The sequence below is a fragment of the Janibacter sp. Y6 genome, from assembly GCF_040900765.1.
GTDB classification, from domain to species: domain Bacteria; phylum Actinomycetota; class Actinomycetes; order Actinomycetales; family Dermatophilaceae; genus Marihabitans; species Marihabitans melonis.
This window is the reverse complement of sequence record NZ_JAKLYZ010000001.1, coordinates 71,995-98,090: the sequence shown is the minus strand read 5'-3', so window position 1 is coordinate 98,090 and position 26,096 is coordinate 71,995. Positions and strand designations below refer to the sequence as shown.

The following is a 26,096-nucleotide window of genomic DNA, read 5'->3' as shown; positions in this document are numbered from 1 at the left end:
GTCGCCCCGGCCTGCTCAGGCCATGAGCGGGCGGTCGGTCGGGTTGACCGGGCGCGGGAGCTTCGAGCTGCCCATGAGGTAGTGGTCGACCCCGTGCGCGGCGGCGCGGCCCTCGGCGATCGCCCACACGATGAGCGACTGGCCCCGGCCCGCGTCGCCGGCGACGAAGACGCCGGGCACGGTGCTCATGTACTGGGCGTCGCGCACGACGTTGGAGCGCTCGTCGAGGTCGACGCCGAGCTGCTCGACGAGCCCCTGGGCCTGCGGCCCCAGGAAGCCCATCGCGAGGAGCACGAGCTGCGCGGGCAGCTCGCGCTCGCTGCCGGGCACCGGGGTGAAGCCGTCGGCCCCGCGCTCGACCTCGGTGAGACGCAGCCCGCTGACGCGGCCCTGCTCGTCGCCGACGATCTCGGTGGTCGACACCGCGTAGAGACGCTCGCCGCCCTCCTCGTGGGCCGAGGCGACCCGGAAGAGCGAGGGGTAGGTCGGCCAGGGCTGCCCGGCGACCCGCTCCTGCTCGGGCTGCGGCATGATCTCCAGGCTCGTCACCGAGCGGGCGCCCTGGCGGATGGACGTGCCGAGGCAGTCCGCGCCGGTGTCGCCGCCGCCGATGATGACGACGTCCTTGCCCTCGGCGGTGACCTGGCCGGGCGCCTCCTCGCCGACGGCGACCCGGTTGGCGTCGGGCAGGAAGTCCATCGCCTGCATGACGCCCTCGAGCTCGCGACCGGGGACGGTCAGGTCGCGCGGGACGGTCGCGCCGACGGCCAGGACGACGGCGTCGTAGCGGTCGCGCAGCTGCTGGCCGGTGATCTCGACGCCGACGTCGACGCCGGAGCGGAAGCGGGTGCCCTCCGAGCGCATCTGCGCCAGGCGGCGGTCGACGACCCGCTTCTCCATCTTGAACTCGGGGATGCCGTAGCGCAGCAGCCCACCGGGCTTGTCGGCCCGCTCGTAGACCGCGACGGTGTGACCGGCGCGGGTCAGCTGCTGGGCGGCGGCGAGGCCGGCCGGGCCGGAGCCGACGACGGCGACGGTCTTGCCGGTGAGCCGGTCGGGGATCTGCGGGGCGACGTCGCCGCGGCCGAAGGCCTCCTCGATCGTCGTCACCTCGACCTGCTTGATCGTCACCGCGGGCTGGTTGATGCCGAGGACGCACGCGGTCTCGCACGGCGCGGGGCACAGCCGCCCGGTGAACTCCGGGAAGTTGTTCGTCGCGTGCAGCCGCTCGATCGCGTCGTGCCACTCGCCCTTCCACGCGAGGGTGTTCCACTCGGGGATGAGGTTGCCCAGCGGGCACCCGGAGTGGCAGAAGGGGATGCCGCAGTCCATGCAGCGGCCGGCCTGGCGCTCGAGCTGCGCGAGCTCCTGCTCCTCGTACACCTCCTTCCAGTCCTTGATCCGGACCTCGACGGGCCGCCGCTTGGGCAGCTCCCGCTCGCGGGTGGTGAGAAAGCCCTGGGGGTCAGCCACGGGAAGCCTCCATGATCCGGTCCCAGACCTGCGCGCCGTCGGCGTCGAGGCCCTCGGCCTCGGCCTCGGCCCGCACGTCGAGGACGCGCTGGTAGTCGCGAGGGAGGACGAGCGAGAAGCGGGCCAGACCCGCCTCCCCCTCGTCGAGGAGCCGCTGGGCCACGACCGAGCCGGTGTGCTCGACGTGGGCCTGCAGCAGCCGGCGCACGACCGGCTCGTCACCGGTGCGCAGCGGGGTGACGTCGACGAGCTCGGTGTTGACGAGCGCGTCGTCGAGGTCGAGGACGTAGGCCTGCCCGCCGGACATCCCGGCGGCGAAGTTGCGGCCCGTGGCGCCGAGGACGAGGACCGTGCCACCGGTCATGTACTCGCAGCCGTGGTCGCCGACCCCTTCGACGACCGCGGTCGCCCCGGAGTTGCGCACGCAGAAGCGCTCGCCGACGACACCGCGCAGGTAGATCTCGCCCGAGGTCGCGCCGTAGCCGATGACGTTGCCGGCGATGACGTTGTCCTCCGCGATGAGGGCCGAGCCCTCCGGCGGGGTGACGACGACGCGGCCGCCGGACAACCCCTTCGCCACGTAGTCGTTGGCGTCGCCGACGAGGCGCAGCGCGACCCCCTTCGGCAGGAAGGCGCCGAAGGACTGGCCGGCGCTGCCGCGCGCGGTGATGTCGACGGTGCCCTCGGGCAGGCCCTCGGGGTAGCGCTTGGTCAGCTCGTGGCCGAGCATCGTGCCGACCGTGCGGTTGACGTTGCGGATCTCGACCTCGCCACGGGACGGGGCGCCGTCCGTCAGGGTCGGCCGGGCGATCTCGACGAGGCGGTGGTCCAGCGCGCGCTCGAGGCCGTGGTCCTGCGCCTTCGTGTGGCGGATGCCGGAGCCGTCGAAGGCCTCGACCTTCGCCAGGACCGGCGCGAGGTCGAGCCCGGCGGCCTTCCAGTGCTCGACGGCCCGACGCGTGTCGAGCATGCCGATCTGGCCGATGGCCTCCTCGACGGAACGCAGGCCGAGGGCGGCGAGGTGCTCGCGCACCTCCTGGGCGATGTACTCGAAGAAGGTCTCGACGAACTCGGGCTGACCGGAGTAGCGCGCCCGCAGCTCGGGGTTCTGCGTCGCGATGCCCACGGGGCAGGTGTCGAGGTGGCAGACGCGCATCATGATGCAGCCGCTGACGACGAGCGGTGCGGTCGCGAAGCCGAACTCCTCCGCGCCGAGCAGCGCCGCGATGACGACGTCGCGGCCGGTCTTGATCTGGCCGTCGACCTGCACGACGATGCGGTCGCGCAGCCCGTTGAGCACGAGCGTCTGCTGGGTCTCGGCGAGGCCGAGCTCCCAGGGGCCGCCCGCGTGCTTGAGCGAGGTGAGCGGGGAGGCGCCGGTGCCGCCGTCGTTGCCCGAGATGAGCACGACGTCGGCGTGGGCCTTGCTCACGCCCGCCGCAACAGTGCCGACGCCGACCTCGGAGACGAGCTTGACGTGGATGCGCGCCGCCGGGTTGGCGTTCTTGAGGTCGTGGATGAGCTGGGCGAGGTCCTCGATCGAGTAGATGTCGTGGTGCGGCGGCGGGCTGATGAGGCCCACGCCGGGGGTCGAGTGACGGGTCTTGGCCACCCACGGGTAGACCTTGTGGCCCGGCAGCTGTCCCCCTTCGCCCGGCTTGGCGCCCTGCGCCATCTTGATCTGGATGTCGTCGGCGTTCGTCAGGTAGGCGCTCGTCACGCCGAAGCGGCCCGAGGCCACCTGCTTGATCGCGCTGCGACGCTCCGGGTCGACGAGACGCTCGAGGTCCTCGCCGCCCTCACCGGTGTTGGACCGGCCGCCGAGACGGTTCATCGCGACGGCGAGGGTCTCGTGCGCCTCCTGGCTGATCGAGCCGTAGCTCATCGCGCCGGTGTTGAAGCGCTTGACGATCTCGCTCACCGGCTCGACCTCGTCGACGCTGATCGGCTCGCGCCGCTCGCCGCCGCCGAGCTCGAAGAGCCCGCGCAGGGTCATGAGGCGCTCGGACTGGTCGTCGACGCGCTGCGTGTACTGCTTGAAGATGTCGTAGCGCCGGGCCCGCGTCGAGTGCTGGAGGCGGAAGACGGTGTCGGGGTCGAAGAGGTGCGGCTCGCCCTCGCGGCGCCACTTGTACTCGCCGCCGGTGGCGAGGTGACGGTGCGGCAGGGCCATCCCGTCCGGCGGGTAGGCCGTCGAGTGACGGGCGGCGGTCTCCGCGGCGACGACGTCGAGACCGACGCCGCCGAGCTGGCTGACCGTGCCGGTGAAGAACTCGTCGACGAGCTCCTGCGAGAGGCCGAGCGCCTCAAAGACCTGCGCGCCGCGGTAGCTCGCGACGGTCGAGATGCCCATCTTCGACATCACCTTGAGCACGCCCTTGCCGAGGGCCTTGATGAGGTTCTTCACGGCCTGCTCCTCGCTCACCCCCTGGATGACGCCGCGACGGACCATGTCCTCGACGGACTCCATGGCGAGGTAGGGGTTGACGACGGCGGCGCCGTAGCCGATGAGCAGGGCGACGTGGTGGACCTCGCGGACGTCGCCGGCCTCGACGAGCAGACCCACCTGGGTGCGGGTCTTCTCGCGGATGAGGTGGTGGTGCACCGCCGAGGTGAGCAGCAGGGAGGGGATCGGGGCGAGGTCGCGCCCCGAGTCCCGGTCGGACAGGACGATGAAGCGGGCGCCCTGCTCGATCGCGGCGGAGACCTCCGCGCAGATCTCGGTGAGCCGGGCGCGCAGGGCGGCCTCGCCGCCGCTGACGTCGTACAGGCCGCGCACGACGAGGGTCGCGTAGCCGGGCAGGTCGCCGTCGGCGTTGATGTGGACGATCTTCGCGAGCTCGTCGTTGTCGATGACGGGGAAGGGCAGGATCACCTGGCGCGCGTGGGCGGGCTCGGCCGTCAGGGCGTTGCCCTCCGGGCCGATCGCCGTGCCGAGGGCGGTGACGAGCTCCTCGCGGATGGCGTCGAGCGGCGGGTTGGTCACCTGCGCGAACATCTGGTTGAAGTAGTCGAAGATGAGGCGCGGCTTGCTCGAGAGCACGGCGATGGGGGTGTCGGTGCCCATCGAGCCGAGCGCCTCGCCACCCTGCTTGGCCATCGGCGTGAGGAGGATCGACAGCTCCTCCTCGGTGTAGCCGAAGGTCTGCTGGCGGCGGCGCACGGAGGCCGGCGTGTGCATGACGTGCTCGCGCGTCGGCAGGTCGGCGAGCATGATGCGGCCGGCGTGCAGCCAGTCCTCGTAGGGGTTGGCCTCGGCGAGCCGGGACTTGATCTCCTCGTCCTCGACGATCCGCCCCTCCTGGGTGTCGACGAGGAACATCTTGCCGGGCATGAGCCGGCCCTTGCGCACGACCCGCTCGGGCTCGAGGTCGAGGACGCCGGACTCCGAGGCGAGGACGACGAGACCGTCGTCGGTCACCCAGTAGCGGCCGGGGCGCAGGCCGTTGCGGTCGAGGACGGCGCCGGCGAGCCGGCCGTCGGTGAAGGTCACGCAGGCGGGGCCGTCCCACGGCTCCATGAACATCGAGTGGAACTCGTAGAAGGCCTTGCGGGCCGGGTCCATGCTCTCGTGGTTCTCCCAGGCCTCCGGGATCATCATGAGCACAGCGTGCGGCAGGGAGCGTCCGCTGAGGTGGAGCAGCTCGAGGACCTCGTCGAAGGAGGCCGAGTCCGAGGCGCCCGGGGTGCAGATGGGGAAGAGGCGCGAGATGTCACCGGGGATGAGCGGGGAGGTCAGCTGCGACTCCCGGGCGTGCATCCAGTTGCGGTTGCCCTTGACCGTGTTGATCTCGCCGTTGTGCGCGATGAAGCGCATCGGGTGGCTGAGCGGCCAGCTCGGGAAGGTGTTCGTCGAGAAGCGCGAGTGCACGAGCGCGAGCTCGGTCTCGAAGCGCTCGTCGCGCAGGTCGGGGTAGAAGGGCTCGAGCTGGGTGGTCGTCAGCATGCCCTTGTAGACCATGGTGCGCGAGCTGAGCGAGGCGAAGTACACGTCGGCCTCGCGCTCGGCGCGCTTGCGCACGCAGTAGGCGAGGCGCTCGAGCGTCATGCCGGTGATCTCGCCCTCCGGGGCGGCCACGAAGAGCTGGCGGAAGAGCGGCATGACCTCACGGGCCATGTCGCCGACGATGTCGCGCTCGACGGGCACGTCGCGCCACCCGAGGACGACGAGTCCCTCCTCGCGCACGATCGTCTCGATCGCGGCGACGACCTCGGCGCGCTGGTCGTCCTCGCGCGGGACGAAGGCGGTGCCCACGGCGTACGCGCCGGCAGCCGGCAGCTCGAAGTCGACGACCTCGCGCAGGAAGCGGTCGGGGACCTGGGTGAGGATGCCGGCGCCGTCGCCGACGAGCGGGTCGGCCCCCGTCGCGCCGCGGTGGTCGAGGTTGATGAGCGCGAGCAGCGCGTGGTCGACGATGTCGCGGCCTGCGTGCCCCCGCATGGTGGCGACCATGGCGACGCCGCAGGCGTCGTGCTCGGCCTCACGGCGGTAGAGCCCCGTGTCGGCCGGGTGCGCTGAGAAGCGGTGGAAGGGCGAGGTCGTCACCGACGATCACCGTCCTTATCTCTCGAGGGGGACGCCCTGGCGTCGCCGCAGCGATGGGACGTGCAGGCGGGCCCGAGGCGTGCGGGCGGCGTGGACGGCAGCGGCCACGCGGCGAGAGTAGCAGGACAGCGTCTTACCTGGTGACCGCCCGATCTCGAATGGCGAGACGCGGCTCAGCCGGTGGTCGACGAGGGCGTCTCGACCCGGTCCTCCGGGGCGTCCGGGGCGCCGGTCGCGCCCTTCGCCCGCCGTCCGGCGAGCACCCAGATCACCGCGCCGATGACGACGACGACGAGGCTGGTCCACACGTTGAGGCGCTGCCCGAGGACGATCTGCGCCTCGTCGGTGCGCATCGTCTCCAGCACGACCCGGCCGAGCGGGTAGCCCATGACGTAGGCGCCGAAGAGCTGCCCCGGGTGCAGCGAGCGGCGCCGGTCGAGCAGGAGCAGGGCGAGGGCGAGGAGCAGGCAGAAGATCGACTCGTAGAGGAAGATCGGGTGGAAGGTCCCGATGACCTCGGCCTGGCCGGAGGCGTCGAGGACGGCCCGTCCCGTGGAGCTGTCCCAGCGGTGGATCTCCAGCGCCCACGGCACGTCGGTCTCGCGCCCGTAGAGCTCGTTGTTGAACCAGTTGCCCCAGCGCCCGATCGCCTGGGCGACGGGCAGCGCGGGCGCGACCGAGTCGGCGAGGGCCCCGATCGGCACGTCGTAGCGGCGGGCCGCGATCCACGCGCCGACCGCTCCCCCGGTGACGGCGCCCCAGATGCCGAGCCCGCCGTTCCAGATCTGCAGCGCGGCGACGAGCGAGCCGCCGGGCCCGAAGTAGGGCTCCGGGGTGGTGATGACGTGGTAGACCCGCGCGCCGATGATGCCGGCGGGCACCGCCCACAGGGCGATGTCGAGGACGACGCCCTCACGCCCGCCGCGGGTCTCGATCCGCTTCTGGGCGATCCAGACGGCGGCCATGATGCCGGCGAGGATGCACAGCGCGTAGGCGTGGATCGTCAGCGGGCCGATGTTCCACGCGCCGACCTCGGGGCTGGGCAGCGCGGCCGGGACGGCGACGGTCGGGGGTGCGAGGCTCATCAGGAGACCACCATGTTCTTCGGGACCTCACCGCTGGTGACGATCCGGGTGAATGCGTCGACGTCGGGCCGGCCGTCGGGCACGAGGGCGCCCCAGCTCAGCTGGGTGCCGTCGACGACGATCGTAGGGGTCGAGGTGATCTGGTCCTTGACCGACTGGTCGTCGACGCTGCGCACGTAGGCCCGGTAGACACCCGCGTCGCTGCACTCCTGCCACGCGTCGAGCTGGTCGCCGGACAGGCCCCCGGCCTTCGCGCCCTGCTCGAGCTGGTCCTTCGTGAACTCACCGGGCTCCGTCGGCTGGTTGGCGAAGAGCCACTGGTGCATGCCGGTCCAGCCGCCCTGGTCGGCCGCGCACAGCGCGCTGCTCGCGGCCACCGAGGAGCCCTCCTGGCCGAAGTTGGAGTCGATGACCGTCTTGAGGTGGACCCGCAGCTCGATCTTGCCCTCCTGGGCGAGGTCACCGACGGTCTGGCTGAAGGCCTGCTCGAAGAGCTTGCACGCCGGGCACCGGAAGTCCTCGTAGACGTCGAGCGTCGGCGCGCCCTCGACGGTCGGGGCGTCCGGGTAGGGCTCGAAGGGCTGTCCCATCTGGGTCCCGGGCGGCGGGCCGCCGGTCTGGACGGCGTCCTTCTGGCTCGACCACACGACGCCGGCGACGACGACGACCACCGCGACGATGAGCACGACGCCCCCGACGAGGAGGGGGTTGGCGCCGGTGCGCTGCCCCTTCGCCGCCGCCTGGATCTTGGCCTGCCTGTCCTGGCTCATCACGTGCCTGCCTTGCTATGCGTCTGGTCGGGTGGGGACGAAGGGGGGTCAGCGCCCGAGGAGGGCGCGGTCGAGACCGGCGAGGGTGCGCGGTCGCACGACGAGGTAGGCCCCGCACAGGGCCAGGCCGAGGTCGCGCAGGATCTCGGTGCCGTACTCGGTCTGGTCGGCGGCGACCTGGCCGCCGCCGCCGAAGCAGCCGCAGTCGATGGTCAGGCCGCGGGCCCAGGCCTGGGCGATGCCGACGACGAAGACCACCATGAGCAGACCCCCGAGCACCGCGCTCGCCCGGGTGAAGAGCCCGAGGACGAGGAGCTGGCCGAGGATCAGCTCGACGTAGGGCAGCCCGTAGCCGACGAGCCGGGCCACCTCGAAGGGGAGGACGTCGTAGGCCTGGACGGCACGGGCCGAGCCGGAGGGGTTGCCGATCTTCAGCCCGCCGGCGAGCAGGAACGCCCCGCCGAGGACGAGCCGGGCGAGCAGCCCGAGGACGTCGAGGACGAGCGGGCGGCGCGACGTCGTCGCCGCGTCCGCGGTCGTCGTCGCCCCGGTCATCACCGGCCCCCGCGCACGCCGGCGGCGAGCTCGCGGGTCAGCGCGTCGAGGCGCTCCAGGCCCTCCTGCGCCGGGACGTCCTGGAGGGTGGCGACGAGCGCGGACCCGACGATGACCCCGTCGGCGAAGCGGGCGATCTGCGCCGCCTGCTCGCGGGTCGACACGCCGAGACCGACGCAGACCGGGGTGTCGGTGTGCTCGCGCACCCGGGCGACGAGCTCGCCCGCGGTGTCGCCGACGCTCGTGCGGGCGCCGGTGACGCCCATCGTCGACGCGGCGTAGACGAAGCCGCGGCAGGCCGCGGTGACCCGCTCGAGCCGCTCCGGGGTCGAGCTCGGGGCGACGAGGAAGACCCGGTCGAGACCGTGCTCGTCGGAGGCCTCGACCCAGTCCTGGGCCTCGTCGGGCACGAGGTCGGGGGTGATGAGACCCGCTCCCCCGGCGGCGGCGAGGTCGGCGGCGTACTGCGCCACCCCGCGCCGCAGGACGAGGTTCCAGTACGACATGACGAGCGGCGGGGTGCCCGTGGCCCGCACCGCAGCCGTCGCGGCGAAGACGTCGTCGACGTGGACCCCGCGCTCCAGGGCCTCGGTGGCCGCGCGCTGGATGACGGGCCCGTCCATGAGGGGGTCGCTGTAGGGCATGCCGACCTCGACGACGTCGACCCCGGCGGCGCACATGACCTCCATCGCGCGGATCGAGGTCGGGACGTCGGGGTAGCCGACGGGCAGGTAGCCGACGAGCGCGGCGCGCCCCTCGGCCCGGCACCGGGCGAGGACCTCAACGACACCGAGGTCCGTGGTCTGCACGCTCACTCCTGCACTCCCCCGTCGTCCTGCACCGGCGTGACGCTCTCGGCGCCGCCGTCGGCGGTCGCCTCCCCGCTCGGCGGCGGCAGCTCGCCGTCGACGAGCCCGAAGTACTGGGCGGCGGTGTGCATGTCCTTGTCGCCGCGACCGGAGAGGTTGACGAGGACGAGCCCGTCGGGCCCGAGCTCGCGCCCGAGCACGAGGGCGCCCGCGAGGGCGTGGGCCGACTCGATCGCCGGGATGATGCCCTCGGTGCGGCACAGCAGGCGGAAGGCCTCCATGGCCTCGTCGTCCGTGGCGTACCGGTACTCGGCCCGACCGGTGTCGCGCAGGTGGGCGTGCTCGGGGCCGACGCTCGGGTAGTCCAGGCCGGCAGAGATCGAGTGGGTCTCGAGGGTCTGGCCCTCGCGGTCCTGCATGAGATAGCTCATCGCGCCGTGCAGCACCCCGGGGTCGGCGGTGGCGAAGCGGGCGGCGTGCCGGCCCGTCGTGACCCCCGCGCCCGCGGCCTCGATCCCGACGAGGCGGACGTCGGTGTCCTCGACGAAGCGGTGGAAGATCCCCATCGCGTTGGACCCGCCGCCGACGCAGGCGACGACGGCGTCGGGCAGACGACCGGTGAGCCCGAGGACCTGGTCGCGCGCCTCCTCGCCGATGATCTTGTGGAAGTCGCGGACCATCTCGGGGAAGGGGTGCGGCCCGGTCACCGTGCCGAGCACGTAGTGGGTGTGCCCGACGTTGGTCACCCAGTCGCGCAGGGCCTCGTTGATGGCGTCCTTGAGCGTCGCGCTGCCGTGCTCGACGGCGACGACCTCGGCCCCGAGGATGCGCATGCGGGCGACGTTGAGCGCCTGGCGCTCGGTGTCGACCCGGCCCATGTAGACGGTGCACTCGAGACCCATGAGCGCGGCGGCGGTCGCCGTCGCGACGCCGTGCTGGCCGGCGCCGGTCTCGGCGATGACGCGGCGCTTGCCCATCCGCTGGGCGAGCAGGCACTGCGCGAGGACGTTGTTGATCTTGTGCGAGCCGGTGTGGTTGAGGTCCTCGCGCTTGAGGATCATCCGCACCCCGCCGGCGTGCGCGGCGAAGCGCGGCACCTCGGTGATGATGCTCGGACGACCGGTGTACGTGCGGTGCAGCCGGTCGAGCTCGTCGGTGAAGTCGGGGTCGAGGACGGCCTTCTGGCGGGCCTCGTCGAGCTCCTCGAGCGCGGGGATGAGGGCCTCGGGCACGTACCGGCCGCCGAAGCGGCCGAAGCGGCCGGCCTGGACGGGGGCGCTCATCGCACGCCTCGCATCGCGGCGACCGCGGCGGCCGGGTCGCCGCCGGTGACGAGGGCCTCGCCGACGAGGATCGCGTCGGCGCCGGCAGCGGCGAAGGTGGCGGCGTCGGCGACGTCGCGGACGCCGGACTCGGCGACCTTCACGCACCCGTCGGGGACGAGCGGGGCGAGCCTGGCGAAGGTGGAGATGTCGACCTCCAGGGTCTTGAGGTTGCGGTTGTTGACGCCGATGACCGAGGCGCCGGAGTCGACGGCGCGGACGGTCTCCGCCTCGTCGTGCACCTCGACGAGCGCGGTCATGCCGAGCCGGCCGGTGAGGGCGAGCAGCTCGGCGAGCTGGAGGTCGTCGAGGGCGGCGACGATGAGCAGGACGATGTCGGCGCCGTGGGCCCGGGCCTCCCACACCTGGTAGGGCGTGACGACGAAGTCCTTGCGCAGCACGGGCACGTCGACCGCGGCGCGCACGGCGTCGAGGTCGGCGAGCGAGCCGCCGAAGCGGCGCTGCTCGGTGAGCACGGAGATCGCGGTCGCCCCGCCCTGCGCGTACTGGCTCGCCAGGGCTGCGGGGTCGGGGATCTCGGCGAGGGGGCCCTTGCTCGGGCTCGAGCGCTTGACCTCGGAGATGACGCTCAGCTCGGGGGCGCGCAGCCGCGACCACGCGTCGCGCGGGGCGGGGGCCTCCTCGGCCCGTCGCTGCACGTCGCGCAGCGGGAGATCGAGCTCCCGGGCGGCGAGGTCCTCGCGCACGCCGTCGATGATCTGGGTCAGGACGCTGGGCATGGGGCCAGGTTAGTCTCCGCGGCTGGGCCCCCGGCACGCTGCCTCACGTCGTGGGGTCCTCGCCCTCGCTGAGGCGGTCCCAGTCCGAGCGCGGGGCGCCCGTGCCGCTCCCGCCGGCCACGGTCGCGGAGCGCCCGCCGGAGGAGTCGGCGCCGAGCGCGCTCCACCGGCCGCCGGCGAGGAGGACGCCGAGGGCGGCCAGGGCGAAGGGGACGACGCTGGCCACGGCGACCCACGGCCAGGCGGTCACGGACGCCTCGGCCGGCAGGGTCGCCGTGGTGCCGGAGCGGCCCCCGGCGACCGAGCCGAGCACCGCCGCGGGGTCGAGCAGGACCCGAACGACGAGCACGAGGACGACGACGAGGACGCCGAGGAGGGCCAGCGCGGAGACGACGCGACCGATCCGACCGCTTGTGAGGGCCGCGACGGCGGCCGCCGCGCCGACGAGGGCGACACCGGCCAGGCCCGGGGCGGCCTCTCCCCCGGTCGCCTCGGCGGGGGTGGCCCCGGCGACGTCGGTGACGGTGCCGCTCACCCACACCCCGCGGGTGGCGGCGAGGGCGACGAGCGCCCCGAGCAGGGCGAGGAGCAGGACGACGAGCTTGCGGGTGAGCACGGACCTCATGCCGTGCCCCCGTGGCCCCGCTGCGTCGGGCCCACCGTGCGCATCGCCCCGGCCGTCGCGACCGCCCGCAGGGCGGCCCCGGCCTTGGCCACGCACTCGGCGTGCTCGAGGTGGGGCACGGAGTCGGCGACGATGCCGGCGCCGGCCTGGACGTGCGCCCGCCCGTCGATGACGAGCGCGGTGCGGATGGCGATGGCCATGTCCATGTCGCCGTGGAAGTCGAGGTAGCCGACGACCCCGCCGTAGACGCCGCGGCGGCTGCGCTCGTAGTGCTCGATGAGGGCGAGGGCACGGGGCTTGGGCGCCCCCGACAGGGTGCCGGCGGGGAAGGTCGAGACGAGGACGTCGTAGGCGCTGACCTCGGGGCGCATCCGGCCGACGACCGTGGACTCGAGGTGGGTGACGTGGCTGTAGCGCCGGACGTCCATGAGCTCGAGGCAGTCGACGGTGCCCGCCTCGCACACCCGCTGGAGGTCGTTGCGCCCGAGGTCGACGAGCATGACGTGCTCGGAACGCTCCTTGGGGTCGGCGAGCAGCTCCTCGGCGAGGGCGATGTCCTCCTCGAGCGTCTTGCCCCGGGGCCGGGTGCCGGCGATCGGGTGGGTCAGCGCCTCGCGGCCGGTGACGGTGACGAGCGCCTCGGGCGAGCCGCCGACGACGTCGTAGGTGCTGCCGTCGGCGCGCGGCAGGCGGAAGAAGTACATGTACGGGCTCGGGTTGGCCGCCCGCAGCGCGCGGTAGACCTCCGTCGGGTCGGCCGGGCAGTCCATGGAGAAGCGCTGCGAGAGGACGACCTGGAAGACCTCGCCGGCGCGGATGTCCTCCTTCGCCTCCTCGACGATCTCCTGGTAGCGCTCGGGGGTCACGTCGCTCGTCACCGAGGCCATGGCGTCGGCGACGACGTCGGGGTCGACGGTGGCGACCGTGCTGGGCGCCGGCTCGGCGAGGGCGAGCACCATCTCGTCGAGACGGGCCACCGCGTCGTCGTAGGCCTGGTCGACCCGCTCGTCGGTGTCGTCGTAGTTGATCGCGTTGGCGATGAGGATCAGCGAGCCGTCGGAGTGGTCGAGGACGGCGACGTCGGTGGCGAGCACCATGCCGACCTCGGGGACGCCGAGCACGTCGGGCAGGGTCGCCGGGACCCGCTCCCAGCGCCGGACCGCGTCGTAGGAGATCGCGCCGACCATCCCGGACGTCAGCGGCGGCAGGCCCTCGACCGGCTCGGTGCGCAGGGCCTCGAGGGTGGCGCGCAGGACCTCGACCGGCGAGCCGGTCGTCGGCACCCCGGCCGGCGGCTCGCCGATCCACAGCGCCTCGCCGTAGCGCTCGGTGAGGGTGGCGCGGCTGCGGGCCCCGATGATCGACCAGCGCGACCACACGCCCTGCTCGGCGGACTCGAGCAGGAAGGTGCCGGGCTCCCCCTTCGCCAGCTTGCGGTAGACCGACAGCGGGGTCTCGGCGTCGGCCATGAGCCGGCGCACGACGGGGATGACGCGCCGGTCGCGGGCGAGGACGCCGAAGGTGTCGGCATCGGGCCACGTACGTCCGTAGCCGAGCTCGGGCAGCGCGGTCATGCCGCTCCCCCGTCACTGACGACGGCGTCGAGCCGGCCCGCGTCGAAGCACGTGCGGTCCCCGGTGTGACAGGCCGCGCCGACCTGCTCGACCTGGACGAGGAGCGCGTCTCCGTCGCAGTCGAGCGCGACGGAGCGCACGTGCTGGGCATGGCCCGAGGTGTCGCCCTTGCGCCAGTACTCGCCGCGGCTGCGCGACCAGAAGGTCACCCGCCCGGTCGTCAGCGTGCGGTGCAGGGCCTCGTCGTCCATCCACCCGAGCATGAGCACCTCACGGGTGTCGTGCTGCTGGATCACCGCGGCGACGAGGCCGGCGGGGTCGCGCGAGAGCCGGTCGGCGATCTCGGCGGGCAGGGGCGAAGGGGTGGTCTCGGGCACCCGCACATCGTGCCTCAGCCACACCCGCGCCCGACAACTCGCCCGTCACCCGGGCCACCCTGACCCTTGGGCCCTGACCGACCCTCAGTGCTGCTGCTGGGCCGCCCACGACGCGTGCAGCGCGGAGTAGGTGCCACCGGCACCGACGAGGTCGCGGTGCGGGCCGCGCTCGACGATGCGGCCCGCGTCGACGACGACGACCTCGTCGGCCGCCTCCGCGGTCGACAGGCGGTGGGCGATCGTCACCGAGGTGCGGCCCTCGAGCAGCCGGTCGAGGGCGTCCTGGATTCGCACCTCCGTCGCCGGGTCGACCGCGCTCGTCGCCTCGTCGAGGACGAGGAGGTCGGGGTCGGCGAGGTAGGCGCGGACGATGGCGACGAGCTGGCGCTCGCCCGCCGAGAGCGACTCGCCGCGCGGGCCGACCTGCGAGGCCAGCCCGGCCGGCAGGCCGGACAGCCACGGGCCGAGCCCGAGGTCGTCGACGGCGGCCTGGATCCGCGCGTCGCTCGCGTCGGGGGCGCCAAGCCGGATGTTCGTCGCGAGGTCGGCGTCGAAAAGGAAGCCCTCCTGCGGCACGAGGACGACGCGCTCGCGCAGGCTGGAGAAGCGCACCCGCGACAGCTCGACGCCGTCGAGGCGCACCTCGCCCGACGAGGGGTCGACGAGGCGGGTGAGCAGCTTGGCCAGCGTCGACTTGCCCGACCCGGTCTCGCCGACGACGGCCACGCGGCTGTGCGGCTCGACCCGCCAGCTGACGTCGGTGAGGACCGGCGGTCCGCCCGGGTAGGCGAAGCCGACATCGCTCAGCTCGACGGCCACGGGACCGCGCGGGAGCACCTCGCCGTCCTCGCCCGGGTCGGCGATGTCGGCCGGGGTCTCGACGACGTCGAGGACCCGGCGCCACCCGGCGACGGCGTTCTGCAGCTCGTTGAGGATCTCGGTGGCCTGCTGCACCGGCTGGGTGAAGAGGTTGACGAGGAAGAGGAAGGCGAGCAGCTCGCCGAGGGTGAGGTGACCGTGCACGGCGAGCCACGTGCCGACCGCGAGCACGGTGCCCAGGGTCAGGCCGGTGAAGAACTGCCCGACGCCGAAGGCGAGCGAGGAGCGGACGTGGGCCCGCACGGCGGCGGAGCGGTGGGCCTCGACCGCCCCGTCGATCCGGGCTGCCGTGCGGTCCTGGAGGTGGTGGGCCCGGATCGTCTCGGCGCCCCCGATCGACTCGGAGATGGCGGCGAGCATGTCTCCGACGCGCTCGCGCACGGCGAGGTAGGCCCGGCCGAGGACCCGCTGCAGCCGCGTCACGGCGACGAAGAGCGGGACGAAGCTCACGAGCACGACGAGGAGCAGCACCGGGCTGTAGAAGGCCATGAGGAGCAGCGAGACGAGGATCTGCCCGGTGCTGACGACGAGGATGATGCCGCCGAACTGGGCGAACTGGCTGATCGTGTCGACGTCGGAGGTCACCCGTGAGGTCATCGACCCGCGGCGCTGGGAGCTCTGGGTGAGCATCGACAGGTCGTGGATGTGCCGGAAGGCCGTCGTGCGCAGCGTCGCCAGCCCCGACTCGGAGGCCGTGAAGAGGCGGACGTTGACGAGGTAGCCGCACCACGCGGTGAGGAGCACGACGACGGCGCACACCGCGACGAGGCGCCAGACGTAGCCGGTGTCGACGCCGCCGGGAGCGCCGAAGCCGTGGTCGGTGACCTGCTGGACCGCGACCGGGATGACCACGCGACCGAGCGTCATGAGCCCAGCCAGCCCGATCGTCACCCAGATGCCGCGGGTCAGCTCGGGCGAGAGCGCGAGACCGCGGCGCAGGGTCGACCACGTCGACCCCTGCGAGCTGACGAGACCGGGCAGGGCCTCGTCCTGCGCGGGACGGGTGTCGGTGCTCATGCGCTCACCTCCGCGCGCTCGGCGCGCTCGGCGCGTTCGTCGGCCTGGCGCGCGTACGCGGTGACGAGGTGGGCGTAGGAGGCGTCCCGACCGAGCAGCTCGGCGTGGGTCCCCCGGTCGACGACCCGGCCGCCCTCGAGGTGGACGACCTCGTCGGCGAGCGCGATCGTCGAGAGCCGGTAGGCGACGAGCAGCACCGTGGAGCCCCCGCTGCGCTCCTGCAGGCCGTGGAGGATCGCCAGCTCGACGGAGGGGTCGACCGCCGAGGTGGCGTCGTCGAGGACGAGCAGCCGGGGCTCTCGCACGACGGCCCGGGCGAGCGCGAGCCGCTGGCGCTGCCCGCCGGACAGCGACGCGCCGCGCTCGCCGACCTCGGTGTCGAGGCCGTGCGGCAGCCGGCCGACGAAGTCCCACGCCTGCGCCAGGCGCAGGGCGCGCTCGACCGCGTCGTCGTCGATCTGCTCGCCGAGGGTGATGTTGCCCCGGACGGTGTCGTCGAAGAGGAAGGTGCCCTGCGGCACGAGCGCCGCCGCCCGGCTGACCTCTCCGGCGGCGAGCTCGGTGAGGTCGACGCCGTCGTAGCGCACGGTGCCGGCGGTGGTCTCGAGCAGGCGGGTGGTGAGCGCGGCGAGGGTCGACTTGCCCGACCCGGTCGGGCCGACGAGCGCCACGGTGCGCCCGGGCGCGATGCGCAGGTCGACGCCGTCGACGGCGAGCGGCCGGTCCGGGACGCCGACGGACGCGGCGACCTCGTCCTCGTCGCGCTCGGCGAGATCGGTGCGCTCGGCGCTCTCGTAGCGGAAGGAGACGCCCTCGAGGGCGAGCTCGACCGGCCCGCGGCCGTCGAGGCGCCGCGGCCCGTGGGTCGTGTGCCCGCTCTCCTGGAGGACGCGCTCGACCCGCTCGTAGGCGACGACGGTGCGCGGCAGCTCGCCGAGCACCCAGCCGAAGGCACGCACGGGGAAGGCGAGGACGGCGATGAGGTACGCGACCTGGACGACCTCGGCGGGGGTCATCGCCCCGCTGCCCACCCGTGCGGTGCCGGCGGCCAGGACGACGAGCGTGGCGAGCTGCGGGATGGCCTCGATGACGGGGTCGAAGGTGCCGCGGGTGCGACCGACGGCGATGTTGGCCTGGCGCAGCCGGCCGGTGACCTCGGCGAAACGGCGCGTCTCGCGCTCCTCGGCACCCATCGACTTCACGACGAGCGCTGCCTCGAGCGACTCGTGGGCGACCTCGCTCACCTCGGCGCGCAGCTGCTGGGCCGTCGTCGCCAGCGGCGTCATCCGGCGCTGGTAGACCCCGTTGGCGATCATGAGCAGCGGGAAGCAGGTGAGCCCGACGAGCATCATCACCGGGTCGACGAGAGCCATCTGGACGAGGCCGAAGGCCAGCATGACGAGCACGCCGAGCGCCATGGGCAGCGGCATGAAGACGAACCACGTCGCCTCGACGTCGGCGTTGGCGTTCGACAAGAGCTGGCCGGAGGGGTGGCGGTGGTGCCACGTGAGGGGCAGACGCAGGTACTGGCGCGTGACGCGGCGTCGGTAGTCGGCCGCGATGCCGTACATGACCATCGCCCCGAAGATGCGCCGGCCGAGCACGCCGACCGTCGTCGCGGCGACGACGGCCGCGATCGCGCCGAAGATGATCGCCAGGCGGCCCCCGTCGACCTCGCCGGCGGTGACGGCGGGCGTCACGTGGTGCTCGGTGACCCAGCCGACGGCCCAGGCCATGCCCGCGGTGGCCACGCCGAAGATCACGCTGCCGACGACCGCGAGGGCGAAGGTGCCGGGGGTCACCCGCACGCCCCACCCGATGATGCGCAGCGCGCGCAGGATCGTCGCGAGCTGTCCGCGCCGCCGGAGCTGCTGCTCCACCGCGACCTCACCCATCCCAGACCCCTTCCGCCTGCTCCGCCGGGATACCCTCCCACGTCAGGACGACAGCGCAGGACACACACCGGACCACCCCAGTGAGGTAGACCAATGAGCCGACTCGCCCACGAGGAGCGCGGAGCGCTCTGCGACACGATGCTCGCAGCCGGTCCCGACGCCCCGACGCTGTGCGGGACCTGGGGCGTCGCCGACCTCGCCGCGCACCTCGTCATCCGCGAGAGCGCCCGTCTCGACCTCGCCGCGGGCATCGTCGTCCCGGCCCTCGCCGGGCGCACCGACGCCGCCACCCGGTCGCTGGCCGCGCGCACCCCCTTCGCCACCCTCGTCGAGCGCGTGCGCACCGGGCCGCCGGCCTGGCACCCCACCCGCGTCGCCCGGGTCGACGAGGCGGCCAACCTCGTCGAGATGTTCATCCACCACGAGGACGTGCGTCGCGGCACCGCAGACGCCAACCCCCGCCACCTGCCCCAGGAGCTGACGACCGCCCTCGGCAAGCAACTCGCGAAGATGGCCCCCCTGCTCCTGCGCGGGGCGAAGGGGGTCGACGTCGAGCTCGTCACGGCCAAGCACCGCAAGCGGGTCGGCACCGGCCACCCCGTCGTCGAGGTGCACGGTCACCCGGGCGAGATCCTGCTCTTCCTCTCGGGGCGCAAGGGCGTCGCCCAGGTCGAGTTCGTCGGCGAGAAGGCCGCGGTCGCCACCCTCACCGAGGCCGACCTCGGGATGTGAGGTCGGCGGGGCCGCTCAGAGCGCGCGGCCCCGGCGCACCGGGTAGCCGGCACCCTCGAGGGCGTCCTTGACCTCGCCGATGCCGACCTCGCCGAAGTGGAAGATGCTCGCGGCCAGCGTGGCGTCGGCCCCGGCGGCCACCGCGGGCACGAAGTGCTCGGCGCTGCCCGCTCCCCCGCTCGCGATGACCGGCACGCCGACCTCGGCCCGGACCGCGGCGAGCAGCTCGATGTCGAAGCCGCCCTTCGTGCCGTCGGCGTCCATCGAGTTGAGCAGGATCTCGCCGGCGCCGAGCTCGGCGGCCCGCGCGCACCACCAGATCGCGTCGATGCCGGTCCCCCGACGTCCGCCGTGGGTCGTCACCTCGAAGCCCCCGACGAGCGCCCCGTCCTCGCCCCGGCGACGGCGCACGTCGGCGGACAGGACGAGTACCTGGGCGCCGAAGCGGTCGGCGACCTCGCTGATGAGCTCCGGGCGGGTGATCGCCGCGGTGTTGACCCCGACCTTGTCGGCCCCGACCCGCAGCAGCCGGTCGACGTCGTCGACCGTGCGCACCCCGCCGCCGACGGTCAGCGGGATGAAGACCTCCTCGGCGGTGCGGCTCACGACGTCGTAGGTCGTCGCCCGGTCGCCGCTGCTCGCGGTGACGTCGAGGAAGGTCAACTCGTCGGCGCCCTCGGCGCCGTAGCGGCGGGCCAGCTCGACGGGGTCGCCCGCGTCTCTCAGCTCAGCGAAGTTGACGCCCTTGACGACGCGCCCGGCGTCGACGTCGAGGCAGGGGATGACACGGACGGCGACGGACACGTCGGTCAGGGTATCGCCCCGGCTAGGCTCGCCCGTCGTGAGAGCCCAGCCCCCGGACGTCGCGCCCGCGCACGAGGTCCTGCGACGGGTCCGGGCGCTCCCGCCCTCGACCCGCACCGTCGTCGTCGGCCTCGACGGCCGCAGCGGGTCGGGCAAGACCCGCCTGGCCGAGGAGCTCGCCGCGACGCTTCGCTGGCCGGTGGTGCGGCTCGACGAGATCTACCCGGGCTGGGACGGTCTGGCCACCGCCCCCGACGTCCTCGCGACGGACGTGCTCCTCCCCCTTCGCGACGGGCGCGACGCCTCCTGGCCGACGTGGGACTGGGTCGCCGGTGCTCCCGGCCCGACCGCCCACCTGCCGTGGACCCCGCACGTCCTCGTCGAGGGCTGCGGCACCGGCGCGCCGCCCGCGGGCGGGCTCGTCGACCTCCTCGTCTGGCTCGAGGCACCCGAGGGGCTGCGCCGCGAGCGAGCCCTCTCGCGCGACGGGCAGACCTTCGCCCCGCACTGGGAGCGATGGGCCGCGCAGGAGGCCGAGGTCCTGTGCGGCGTGGCCGAGCGCGCCGACCTCGTCCTCGACACGAGCGGACTCGGATGAGCATCCGTGCCGAGATGCGCTCGCTGCGACCCCGGGCGGGCCTGCGCAGCCGGGTGCGCCGGGTCCAGGAGCGCGGCGTGCGCATCCTCACCGCGGCCTTCGGCGCGGCTCTCGCGTGGTGGCTGGCCCGCGACCTGCTCGGTCACCCACAGCCCTTCTTCGCCCCCGTCACCGTCGTCGTCACGCTCGGGCTCAGCTACGGCCAGCGGCTGCGGCGGGTCAGCGAGCTCGTCGTCGGCGTCGCCGTGGGGGTGCTCGTAGGCGACCTCTTCGTCTACCTCTTCGGCAGCGGGGTATGGCAGCTCGCCGTCGTCGCGACCCTCGCGATGACCATCGCGACCTTCCTCGGCGCCGGGCTGCTGCTCACCATCCAGGCCGGGGTGCAGTCGATCATCATCACCACCCTCGTCGCCGCCCCCGACCAGGCCTTCTCGCGCTGGCTCGACGCGGTGCTCGGTGGTGTCGTCGCCCTCACCCTCGCGATGATCGCGCCGGTCGCCCCCGTGACGAGACCGCGCCGCGACATCGTCGACCTCGCCGAGGAGATCGGGGCTGTCCTGCACGAGCGCACGTCGGCCGTGCGCGAGCGCGACGTCGAGGCCGCCGACGACGTCCTGCGCCGGGCGCGGGGCACCGAGGCGATGATCGCCTCGCTGCGCGACGGCGCCGGTGCGGCCAACGAGATCGCCGCGATCTCGCCGCTGCACGCACGCCACCGCGCCGAGGTGCGCCTCATCTCCTCGGCGATCAACCCGCTCGACCGGTGCGTGCGCAACATGCGCGTGCTCGCCCGCCGCACAGGTGTCGCCGTCAGGGTCGGCGAGGCCGTGCCCGAGCCCTACCTGCGGGTCGTCGACCGTCTCGCGGTCGTCGTCGAGGAGCTCGCCCGCGAGCTCGACCAGGGGCGGCTGGGCATCGAGGTGCGCGAGCAGCTCGTGCGGGTGGGGCGCGCCGCGGGTCGGGGCGAGCCCGGGGCGACCCTCTCGGCCGAGCTCATCCGGGCGCAGGTCCGCTCGATGGTCGTCGACCTGCTCATGGTCACCGGGCTCGAGTACGCCGACGCCGTCGCGCTGGTGCGCGCGGAGTAGTAGCGCTGGTGCGCGCAGAGTGATCAGCGCTGGTGGGCGCCGACGAGGTCGCTGAGCCGCTGGGCCTGGGCGAGCGAGCCGGAGCCGTCGGCCCGCTGGATCGCCATGACCGCCATGTCGTCGCCGTCGGCGAGGTCGAGGCGCACCCACGGCATGCCGTCGGAGAAGCGCACGGCCTCGATGTCCTCCCACGGCACGACCTGCTGCGGCCCGAGGTTGCGCACGAGCAGACCGTCGGCCCGCGGCACCGCCCGGATCGTCATGTACCGGCTGAGCAGCCCGGCGACGCCGAGCCCGATGAGGAAGAAGCCGAGCCGGTCGACGAAGTGGAAGCGCTCGGGCACGAAGATCGCGACGAGCAGGAAGATGACGAGCGTGAGGACCGCGAGGACGGTCGCCACGAGGCGACCGCGCCGTGGGACGAAGGGGGCGTCCGTCCCCTCGCCGGGACGTCCTGCGCCGCTCACAGCCGGCACGCGGTGATCTCGGTGACGAGGATCGCGCGGGCCCCGATGTCGTAGAGCTCGTCCATGATCGCGTTGGTCCGGCCGCGCGGGACCATGGCCCGCACGGCGACCCAGTCCTTGTCGTGCATCGGCGAGATCGTCGGCGACTCCAGGCCCGGGGTGAGGGTCACCGCCTGCTCGACGATCGTCGTCGGGCAGTCGTAGTCGAGCATGACGTAGTGGCGCGCCGTGACGACGCCCATGAGCCGGCGGTGCAGGACCTCCACCGCGGACTCGGCGGCGTCGGCCCGGCGCACGAGGACGGCCTCGCTGCGCAGGATCGGCTCGCCGAAGACCTCGAGGCCCTGGTTGCGCAGGGTCGTGCCGGTCTCGACGACGTCGGCGATCGCGTCGGCGACGCCGAGGGTGATCGCCGTCTCGACCGCTCCGTCGAGCCGCACGACCTCGGCCTGCACGCCGTGGTCGGCGAGGTGCGCGGCGACGAGCCCGGCGTAGGACGTCGCGACGCGGCGGCCCTGGAGATCGCCGACGCCGCTCGCCGTGCCGGCCCGACCGGCGAAGCGGAAGGTCGAGCCGCCGAAGCCGAGCGGCATGATCTCGACGGCGGCCGAGCCCGAGTCGAGGAGCAGGTCGCGACCGGTGATGCCGGCGTCGACCTGGCCCTGCCCGACGTAGACGGCGACGTCACGCGGGCGCAGGTAGAAGAACTCGACCCCGTTGTCGGGGTCGGCGACGACGAGCTCCTTGGAGTCCCGGCGCACGCGGTAGCCGGCCTCTTTGAGCATGGCGACGGACGGCTCGGAGAGCGAGCCCTTGTTGGGGACGGCGATGCGCACGGAGGTCCTGCCTGGTCAGAGGTGGGTGTAGACGTCGTCGAGCTCGAGGTCGTTGGCGAGCATGAGCACCTGGAGGTGGTAGAGCAGCTGGCTAATCTCCTCGGCGAGGCGCTCCTTGCCCTCGTGCTCGGCGGCCATCCACACCTCGGCGGCCTCCTCGACGACCTTCTTGCCGATGGCATGGGTGCCGGCGTCCAGCGCTGCGACGGTGCCCGAGCCCTCGGGCCGGGTCTGCGCGGTCGCCGTGAGCTCGGCGAAGAGGGAGTCGAAGGTCTTCACGGCCCGAAGTCTAGGCGGCGCCGACGCGCTCCCCGGACCCGGTCGGGGTCGCGGCCGCGCGCCGGGTGGCCGCCACCCACTGGGTGAAGCCGTAGAGGACGAAGGCGCCGTAGCCGATGTACATGACGGCCGTGGGCACGTACCCGGTGGCGACGCCGAGCGGGACCCCGACGAGGTCGACGGCGATCCAGGCGAGCCAGAACTCGTTCCACCCTCGCGCCATCATGTACGTCGCGAGCATCGACCCGACGAAGATCCACGAGTCGCTCCAGAAGTACCACCACTGGGGCTGCCAGTACGGGTTCGGCGCCGCGGCCCACAGCGTGACGAAGGCCTGGTGCGCGACGACCGTGCCACCGAGCCACACGCCGGCGACGACGAGGCGCTCGCGCGTGGTCGCCCACCGCGGGACGATCGCGGCTCCCCCTTCGCTGCCGACCGCGCCCGGCTCCTCCGCGGTGCGCTCGCGCTTGATCTGGGTCCAGCGCCACCAGCCGTAGATGCTCGTGACGATGAAGAAGACCTGGCGCCCGGCCTGCCCGAAGAGCGGGATCCGCTCGTCGGCGCCGAAGAGCGCGCCGAGGTAGACCGCGAAGAGCATGATGTTGGCGCTGATGCCGACCGGCCAGGCCCACACCCACCGCTTCATCCCGAGGTAGGCGCTGACGACGCCGATGAGGATCCCGACCGCCTCGAGCCAGTACAGGGCGTAGGGCCCGATCTGCAGGTGCGCGGCGATGATCTCCTGGAAGAGGTTCTGACCCTCTGCAGGCATGACTGTCCTCCCGCAGCGCCTCTCTCGTCCGGACTATGACCGTCGGCCCTGGGGTCTCACCAGAGTTCACCGACCACCATGGCCGGGTCGCGGGCTCTCACCGCCGGTTCGGAGTTTCACCGAGTCACGAGGCACGTGCGGACCCATTGTCCGGCCGAGGGGAGCCGCGGGCAAAGTCGCTGGCGTGTGATCTCGGCGATGGCGATGATGTGCCGATGGAGATCACGCCGCGGGTCGACGACGCCCGCTTCCGCGCGCTCGCGCGCAGCTCGCCGTGGCGCTGGAGCTCCGTCCACCTCACCTGGCACGGGAGCGAGGACGCGGCGAAGGGGGATGCCCTCGCCTGGGTCCGAGATCGCGACGTCCTGCGGGTGGAAGTCGACGGCGAGGTCCACGTCGAGCGGCACCGGCCGCCGGCGATCGCGCGGTACACGAGCGGGGGCCTGTGGTCGCGACACCGGGGCGAGCGCGTGCACCTCCCCCGTCCGAGGGAGGTCGAGCCGGTGCTCGACGCGGACGGGTTCGTCGCGGTGCGCCCGAGCCGCTGGGCGGTGGACTACGAGGACCCGATGTGGCAGAGCTACCTGTGGATCGCGATGCTCGACCCCGTCGAGCTCGCCGACGGCGAGCCCTCGCGCGACCTCGTCACCGGGGTCGAGGAGGAGCTGCCGGTCGGCACGCCCGTGCCCTCGATCGAGCCCGAGCCCTTCCCGGAGCTCGGGTGGCCGACGGACCTCCAGGTGCCCGGCACCTGGCTCGCCGACGTGCGCGAGGAGGAGCGCCGCGGGCGACGGACGTGGTGGGCGCGGGCGGTCCCGACCGGGGCTTACGACCCGCGCTGCTCGTGCTGCCCCCTGCTGTGGGGCGAGGTCTCCGAGCGGCTCGAGCACGACGGGTCACCGCCGCCGAACGCGCCGAGGGACTACCCGCAGGCCTACGACGTCGCCCTCGACGTCGAGACCGGGATCTGCGTCGCGGTCGACCCGGTGGGCGGGGGTCCCCCCTTCGCCCGGCACGACGTGACGATCCACGAGGTCGACGACGAGCACCCGGAGGCGTTCTTCGCGCCGCGACGCTGGCGCCGGTAGCGCTCTCGGAGGACGCTGGTCGGATGATGAGGTGCTGCCGTTCCGCACTGAGCACGTCGCTCGCCGTCGGCGTCCTCGCGGGATGCTCCGGCACCGCAGGCGGGCCCCCGGCGCCGACGTCGCCCGCTGAGAGGACCGCCCCGGCGCCGACCGCCGTGCCGGGGCCCCCGGCGCCGACGGCCGGGACGACCCTGACGACCTCGTGCGAAAGAGGGGTGTGGCACGCGGCTCCGGAGCCGGGCGGGATAGAGGTGTCGGACACCGTGGTGCTCCAGGGAACCGGCCCGGCGGCGGAGCTGGGCGGCTCGACGGAGCCGGGGCTGCCCCATTTCCTCAAGGTCCCGGTCTCCGTCCGCGGGGACGCCGAGGTCGTCGTGTCAGTCGCGTCGGGACAGCCGGGTGGTGTGGCCATCTCCTGGGCATCCTCGCCCGACCCGCCGGGCGTCGAGGTCTCCTTCGAGCCGTGCGACTCCGGCCGCGGGCACGAGTGGACGACCTACTCGGGCGGGTTCTACGTCGACGCACCGCGATGCGCGACGGTCGTCGTCGAGGTGGACGGTCGCACCACGCGGCAGCAGGTCCCGCTCGGGGCGCCCTGCCCGGGAGCGAGGAAGGCGACGGATGACGATGCCCCGACCTGGGTCCGAGACCGCGACCCCGTGCTGGTCGAGGTCGTCGCCGAGTGCTGGCACGACGCGTCCTCGGCGTCTCAAGTGACGCCATCGAGGTTCGCCGTAGAGAGTGGCTGGCCGAGCGTCGCCCCGGCTATGAGGCGTTCAGGTGTCGCCCCCCTGCGGGCAGATGGGCGTGCGTTCTAGTTCTCCCAGCCCTCGTCGCCGCAGCTTCGGGGATCGCCTCCTCCGTCGCACGGGGGGCGCCGGAGCAGGCGGGGTTCGGCTGGGTATGGCCGCTCCCGGTGATCGGCGTCCTGCTCGGCACCGCACGCTTGATCCCGGCTCTCCGGGCCGCCCCACCACCCGAATGACCGGCCACGGGGCCTCCGCACGTATCGAGAAGCGTGTGGTACCCGGGAGGAGGGGCTCAGACCCGCACGGGTACCTCCCCCGGGTCCGGCTACGTCGAGCGGACTCAGGCGTGGGTGTGGCGCTGCGCGAGCTCGCGCAGCTCGGCGACCGCGTCGGCCGCGCTGTCCGCCCCGTAGACCGCCGACCCGGCGACGAAGACGTCGGCCCCGGCCTCGGCGCACTGCTCGATGGTCCGCGCGGAGACGCCCCCGTCGACCTGCACCCAGATCTCGCCGCCGTGGCGACGCACGGCCTCGCGCACCTGGCGCACCTTCGGCATCTGGTCGGCCATGAAGGACTGCCCGCCGAAGCCGGGCTCGACGGTCATGACGAGGACCATGTCGAGCTCGGGCAGCAGGTCCTCGTAGTGCGCGAAGTCGGTGCCCGGCTTGATCGCCATGCTCGCCCGGGCACCCGCGGCGCGGATGTCGCGGGCGAGGCGCACGGGGTCCTTCGCCGCCTCGACGTGGAAGGTCACCGACTGCGCGCCCGCCTCGGCGTACGGCGGGGCCCAGCGGTCGGGGTCCTCGATCATGAGGTGGCAGTCGATGGGGATCGGGCTCACGGCGAGCAGCGACTCGACGACCGGCAGGCCGAGGGTGAGGTTGGGGACGAAGTGCGCGTCCATGACGTCGACGTGCGCCCAATCGGCGGTCGCGATGGCGTCGAGCTCGTCCGCGAGGTGGGCGAAGTCGGCGGAGAGGATGCTCGGGGAGATCTGCACGGGGTCTGGTGTC

Annotated in this window: 23 protein-coding genes and 1 riboswitch; of the genes, 4 read left to right on the top strand and 19 right to left on the bottom strand. The window is 73.4% G+C overall.

Going from position 1 to position 26,096, the window contains the following annotated elements:
* Nucleotides 1–15: 15 nt before the first annotated feature.
* The 13 genes from L6241_RS00450 to L6241_RS00390 form a co-directional block, all read right to left on the bottom strand.
* Nucleotides 16–1,473: a glutamate synthase subunit beta gene (locus tag L6241_RS00450; RefSeq protein WP_368244339.1), complete on the bottom strand. Its 1,458-nt coding sequence runs from the start codon at nt 1,471–1,473 to the stop codon at nt 16–18.
* Complete coding sequence (gene gltB, locus L6241_RS00445) at nt 1,466–6,019, bottom strand: glutamate synthase large subunit (RefSeq protein WP_368244338.1); 4,554 nt, start codon at nt 6,017–6,019, stop codon at nt 1,466–1,468. The genes L6241_RS00450 and gltB overlap by 8 nt, the downstream gene beginning before the upstream one ends.
* Before the next feature lie 173 nt (nt 6,020–6,192).
* Nucleotides 6,193–7,104, bottom strand: a complete 912-nt coding sequence (lgt, locus tag L6241_RS00440; protein ID WP_368244337.1) for a prolipoprotein diacylglyceryl transferase — start codon at nt 7,102–7,104, stop codon at nt 6,193–6,195.
* Nucleotides 7,104–7,874 carry a DsbA family protein gene (locus L6241_RS00435; RefSeq protein WP_368244336.1) on the bottom strand — a complete coding sequence of 257 codons (771 nt, stop codon included), beginning with the start codon at nt 7,872–7,874 and terminating at the stop codon, nt 7,104–7,106. Before L6241_RS00435 ends, lgt begins: the two co-directional genes overlap by 1 nt.
* Nucleotides 7,875–7,922: 48 nt before the next feature.
* Nucleotides 7,923–8,429 carry a DoxX family protein gene (locus L6241_RS00430; RefSeq protein ID WP_368244335.1) on the bottom strand — a complete coding sequence of 169 codons (507 nt, stop codon included), beginning with the start codon at nt 8,427–8,429 and terminating at the stop codon, nt 7,923–7,925.
* The gene (gene trpA, locus L6241_RS00425) at nt 8,429–9,238 is read right to left on the bottom strand and encodes a tryptophan synthase subunit alpha (RefSeq protein WP_368244334.1); all 810 of its coding nucleotides are present in this window, start codon (nt 9,236–9,238) and stop codon (nt 8,429–8,431) included. The genes L6241_RS00430 and trpA overlap by 1 nt, the downstream gene beginning before the upstream one ends.
* A gap of 2 nt (nt 9,239–9,240) precedes the next feature.
* Nucleotides 9,241–10,521 carry a tryptophan synthase subunit beta gene (gene trpB / locus L6241_RS00420; RefSeq protein WP_251720274.1) on the bottom strand — a complete coding sequence of 427 codons (1,281 nt, stop codon included), beginning with the start codon at nt 10,519–10,521 and terminating at the stop codon, nt 9,241–9,243.
* The gene (gene trpC / locus L6241_RS00415; RefSeq protein ID WP_251720273.1) at nt 10,518–11,300 is read right to left on the bottom strand and encodes an indole-3-glycerol phosphate synthase TrpC; all 783 of its coding nucleotides are present in this window, start codon (nt 11,298–11,300) and stop codon (nt 10,518–10,520) included. The genes trpB and trpC overlap by 4 nt, the downstream gene beginning before the upstream one ends.
* A gap of 43 nt (nt 11,301–11,343) precedes the next feature.
* Nucleotides 11,344–11,925 (bottom strand): Trp biosynthesis-associated membrane protein, encoded by a 582-nt coding sequence (locus tag L6241_RS00410; RefSeq protein ID WP_251720272.1) that lies wholly within the window; start codon nt 11,923–11,925, stop codon nt 11,344–11,346.
* Nucleotides 11,922–13,499, bottom strand: coding sequence for an anthranilate synthase component I (locus L6241_RS00405; protein ID WP_368244333.1), 1,578 nt, complete (start codon nt 13,497–13,499; stop codon nt 11,922–11,924). Before L6241_RS00405 ends, L6241_RS00410 begins: the two co-directional genes overlap by 4 nt.
* Entirely contained in the window at nt 13,496–13,876 is a 381-nt protein-coding gene (gene hisI, locus L6241_RS00400; protein ID WP_123091651.1) for a phosphoribosyl-AMP cyclohydrolase, read from the bottom strand. Before hisI ends, L6241_RS00405 begins: the two co-directional genes overlap by 4 nt.
* A gap of 84 nt (nt 13,877–13,960) precedes the next feature.
* The gene (locus L6241_RS00395) at nt 13,961–15,772 is read right to left on the bottom strand and encodes an ABC transporter ATP-binding protein (RefSeq protein WP_368244332.1); all 1,812 of its coding nucleotides are present in this window, start codon (nt 15,770–15,772) and stop codon (nt 13,961–13,963) included.
* A complete protein-coding gene (locus L6241_RS00390) occupies nt 15,769–17,667 on the bottom strand; it encodes an ABC transporter ATP-binding protein (RefSeq protein ID WP_368244331.1) in 1,899 nt (632 codons plus the stop codon). Before L6241_RS00390 ends, L6241_RS00395 begins: the two co-directional genes overlap by 4 nt.
* Nucleotides 17,668–17,760: 93 nt before the next feature.
* Here L6241_RS00390 and L6241_RS00385 point away from each other — a divergent pair, with 93 nt between their 5' ends.
* Nucleotides 17,761–18,399, top strand: coding sequence for a TIGR03085 family metal-binding protein (locus tag L6241_RS00385; protein ID WP_251720267.1), 639 nt, complete (start codon nt 17,761–17,763; stop codon nt 18,397–18,399).
* Nucleotides 18,400–18,414: 15 nt separating this feature from the next.
* Here L6241_RS00385 and hisF read toward each other — a convergent pair whose 3' ends face one another.
* Nucleotides 18,415–19,203 (bottom strand): imidazole glycerol phosphate synthase subunit HisF, encoded by a 789-nt coding sequence (hisF, locus tag L6241_RS00380; RefSeq protein ID WP_368244330.1) that lies wholly within the window; start codon nt 19,201–19,203, stop codon nt 18,415–18,417.
* 37 nt (nt 19,204–19,240) lie between these two features.
* On the opposite strand from hisF, the gene L6241_RS00375 reads away from it, so the two are divergent.
* Together L6241_RS00375 and L6241_RS00370 are read left to right on the top strand one after the other, a co-directional pair.
* Complete coding sequence (locus tag L6241_RS00375; RefSeq protein ID WP_251720264.1) at nt 19,241–19,801, top strand: hypothetical protein; 561 nt, start codon at nt 19,241–19,243, stop codon at nt 19,799–19,801.
* Entirely contained in the window at nt 19,798–20,889 is a 1,092-nt protein-coding gene (locus tag L6241_RS00370) for an aromatic acid exporter family protein (protein ID WP_368244329.1), read from the top strand. The genes L6241_RS00375 and L6241_RS00370 overlap by 4 nt, the downstream gene beginning before the upstream one ends.
* Before the next feature lie 23 nt (nt 20,890–20,912).
* Here the strand turns inward: L6241_RS00370 and L6241_RS00365 are convergent, their stop codons facing one another.
* From L6241_RS00365 to L6241_RS00350, 4 genes are all read right to left on the bottom strand, one after another.
* Nucleotides 20,913–21,290, bottom strand: a complete 378-nt coding sequence (locus L6241_RS00365; protein ID WP_368244328.1) for a PH domain-containing protein — start codon at nt 21,288–21,290, stop codon at nt 20,913–20,915.
* A 62-nt stretch (nt 21,291–21,352) separates the two neighbouring features.
* Nucleotides 21,353–22,192, bottom strand: coding sequence for an ATP phosphoribosyltransferase (hisG, locus tag L6241_RS00360; protein ID WP_368244327.1), 840 nt, complete (start codon nt 22,190–22,192; stop codon nt 21,353–21,355).
* Nucleotides 22,193–22,207: 15 nt separating this feature from the next.
* Nucleotides 22,208–22,471, bottom strand: a complete 264-nt coding sequence (locus tag L6241_RS00355; RefSeq protein ID WP_068276158.1) for a phosphoribosyl-ATP diphosphatase — start codon at nt 22,469–22,471, stop codon at nt 22,208–22,210.
* A 10-nt stretch (nt 22,472–22,481) separates the two neighbouring features.
* Nucleotides 22,482–23,246 (bottom strand): nicotinamide riboside transporter PnuC, encoded by a 765-nt coding sequence (locus tag L6241_RS00350; RefSeq protein ID WP_368244326.1) that lies wholly within the window; start codon nt 23,244–23,246, stop codon nt 22,482–22,484.
* Between the two features lie 12 nt (nt 23,247–23,258).
* Nucleotides 23,259–23,384: riboswitch (FMN riboswitch) on the bottom strand.
* A 77-nt stretch (nt 23,385–23,461) separates the two neighbouring features.
* Here L6241_RS00350 and L6241_RS00345 point away from each other — a divergent pair.
* On the top strand, nt 23,462–24,334 hold the full coding sequence (locus L6241_RS00345; protein WP_368244325.1) for a hypothetical protein: 873 nt from the start codon (nt 23,462–23,464) through the stop codon (nt 24,332–24,334).
* 1,089 nt (nt 24,335–25,423) lie between these two features.
* Here the strand turns inward: L6241_RS00345 and rpe are convergent.
* On the bottom strand, nt 25,424–26,083 hold the full coding sequence (gene rpe, locus L6241_RS00340) for a ribulose-phosphate 3-epimerase (RefSeq protein ID WP_368244324.1): 660 nt from the start codon (nt 26,081–26,083) through the stop codon (nt 25,424–25,426).
* Nucleotides 26,084–26,096: the final 13 nt, after the last annotated feature.

Coding starts and splice junctions, on each gene's coding strand:
- L6241_RS00395 (WP_368244332.1), bottom strand. CDS start 15,772: ATGAGCACCGACACCCGTCCCGCGCAGGACGAGGCCCTGCCCGGTCTC.
- L6241_RS00370 (WP_368244329.1), top strand. CDS start 19,798: ATGAGCATCCGTGCCGAGATGCGCTCGCTGCGACCCCGGGCGGGCCTG.
- trpC (WP_251720273.1), bottom strand. CDS start 11,300: ATGCCCAGCGTCCTGACCCAGATCATCGACGGCGTGCGCGAGGACCTC.
- L6241_RS00410 (WP_251720272.1), bottom strand. CDS start 11,925: ATGAGGTCCGTGCTCACCCGCAAGCTCGTCGTCCTGCTCCTCGCCCTG.
- L6241_RS00435 (WP_368244336.1), bottom strand. CDS start 7,874: ATGAGCCAGGACAGGCAGGCCAAGATCCAGGCGGCGGCGAAGGGGCAG.
- L6241_RS00345 (WP_368244325.1), top strand. CDS start 23,462: ATGGAGATCACGCCGCGGGTCGACGACGCCCGCTTCCGCGCGCTCGCG.
- L6241_RS00385 (WP_251720267.1), top strand. CDS start 17,761: ATGAGCCGACTCGCCCACGAGGAGCGCGGAGCGCTCTGCGACACGATG.
- L6241_RS00390 (WP_368244331.1), bottom strand. CDS start 17,667: ATGGGTGAGGTCGCGGTGGAGCAGCAGCTCCGGCGGCGCGGACAGCTC.
- lgt (WP_368244337.1), bottom strand. CDS start 7,104: ATGAGCCTCGCACCCCCGACCGTCGCCGTCCCGGCCGCGCTGCCCAGC.
- L6241_RS00405 (WP_368244333.1), bottom strand. CDS start 13,499: ATGACCGCGCTGCCCGAGCTCGGCTACGGACGTACGTGGCCCGATGCC.
- L6241_RS00350 (WP_368244326.1), bottom strand. CDS start 23,246: ATGCCTGCAGAGGGTCAGAACCTCTTCCAGGAGATCATCGCCGCGCAC.
- L6241_RS00430 (WP_368244335.1), bottom strand. CDS start 8,429: ATGACCGGGGCGACGACGACCGCGGACGCGGCGACGACGTCGCGCCGC.
- trpB (WP_251720274.1), bottom strand. CDS start 10,521: ATGAGCGCCCCCGTCCAGGCCGGCCGCTTCGGCCGCTTCGGCGGCCGG.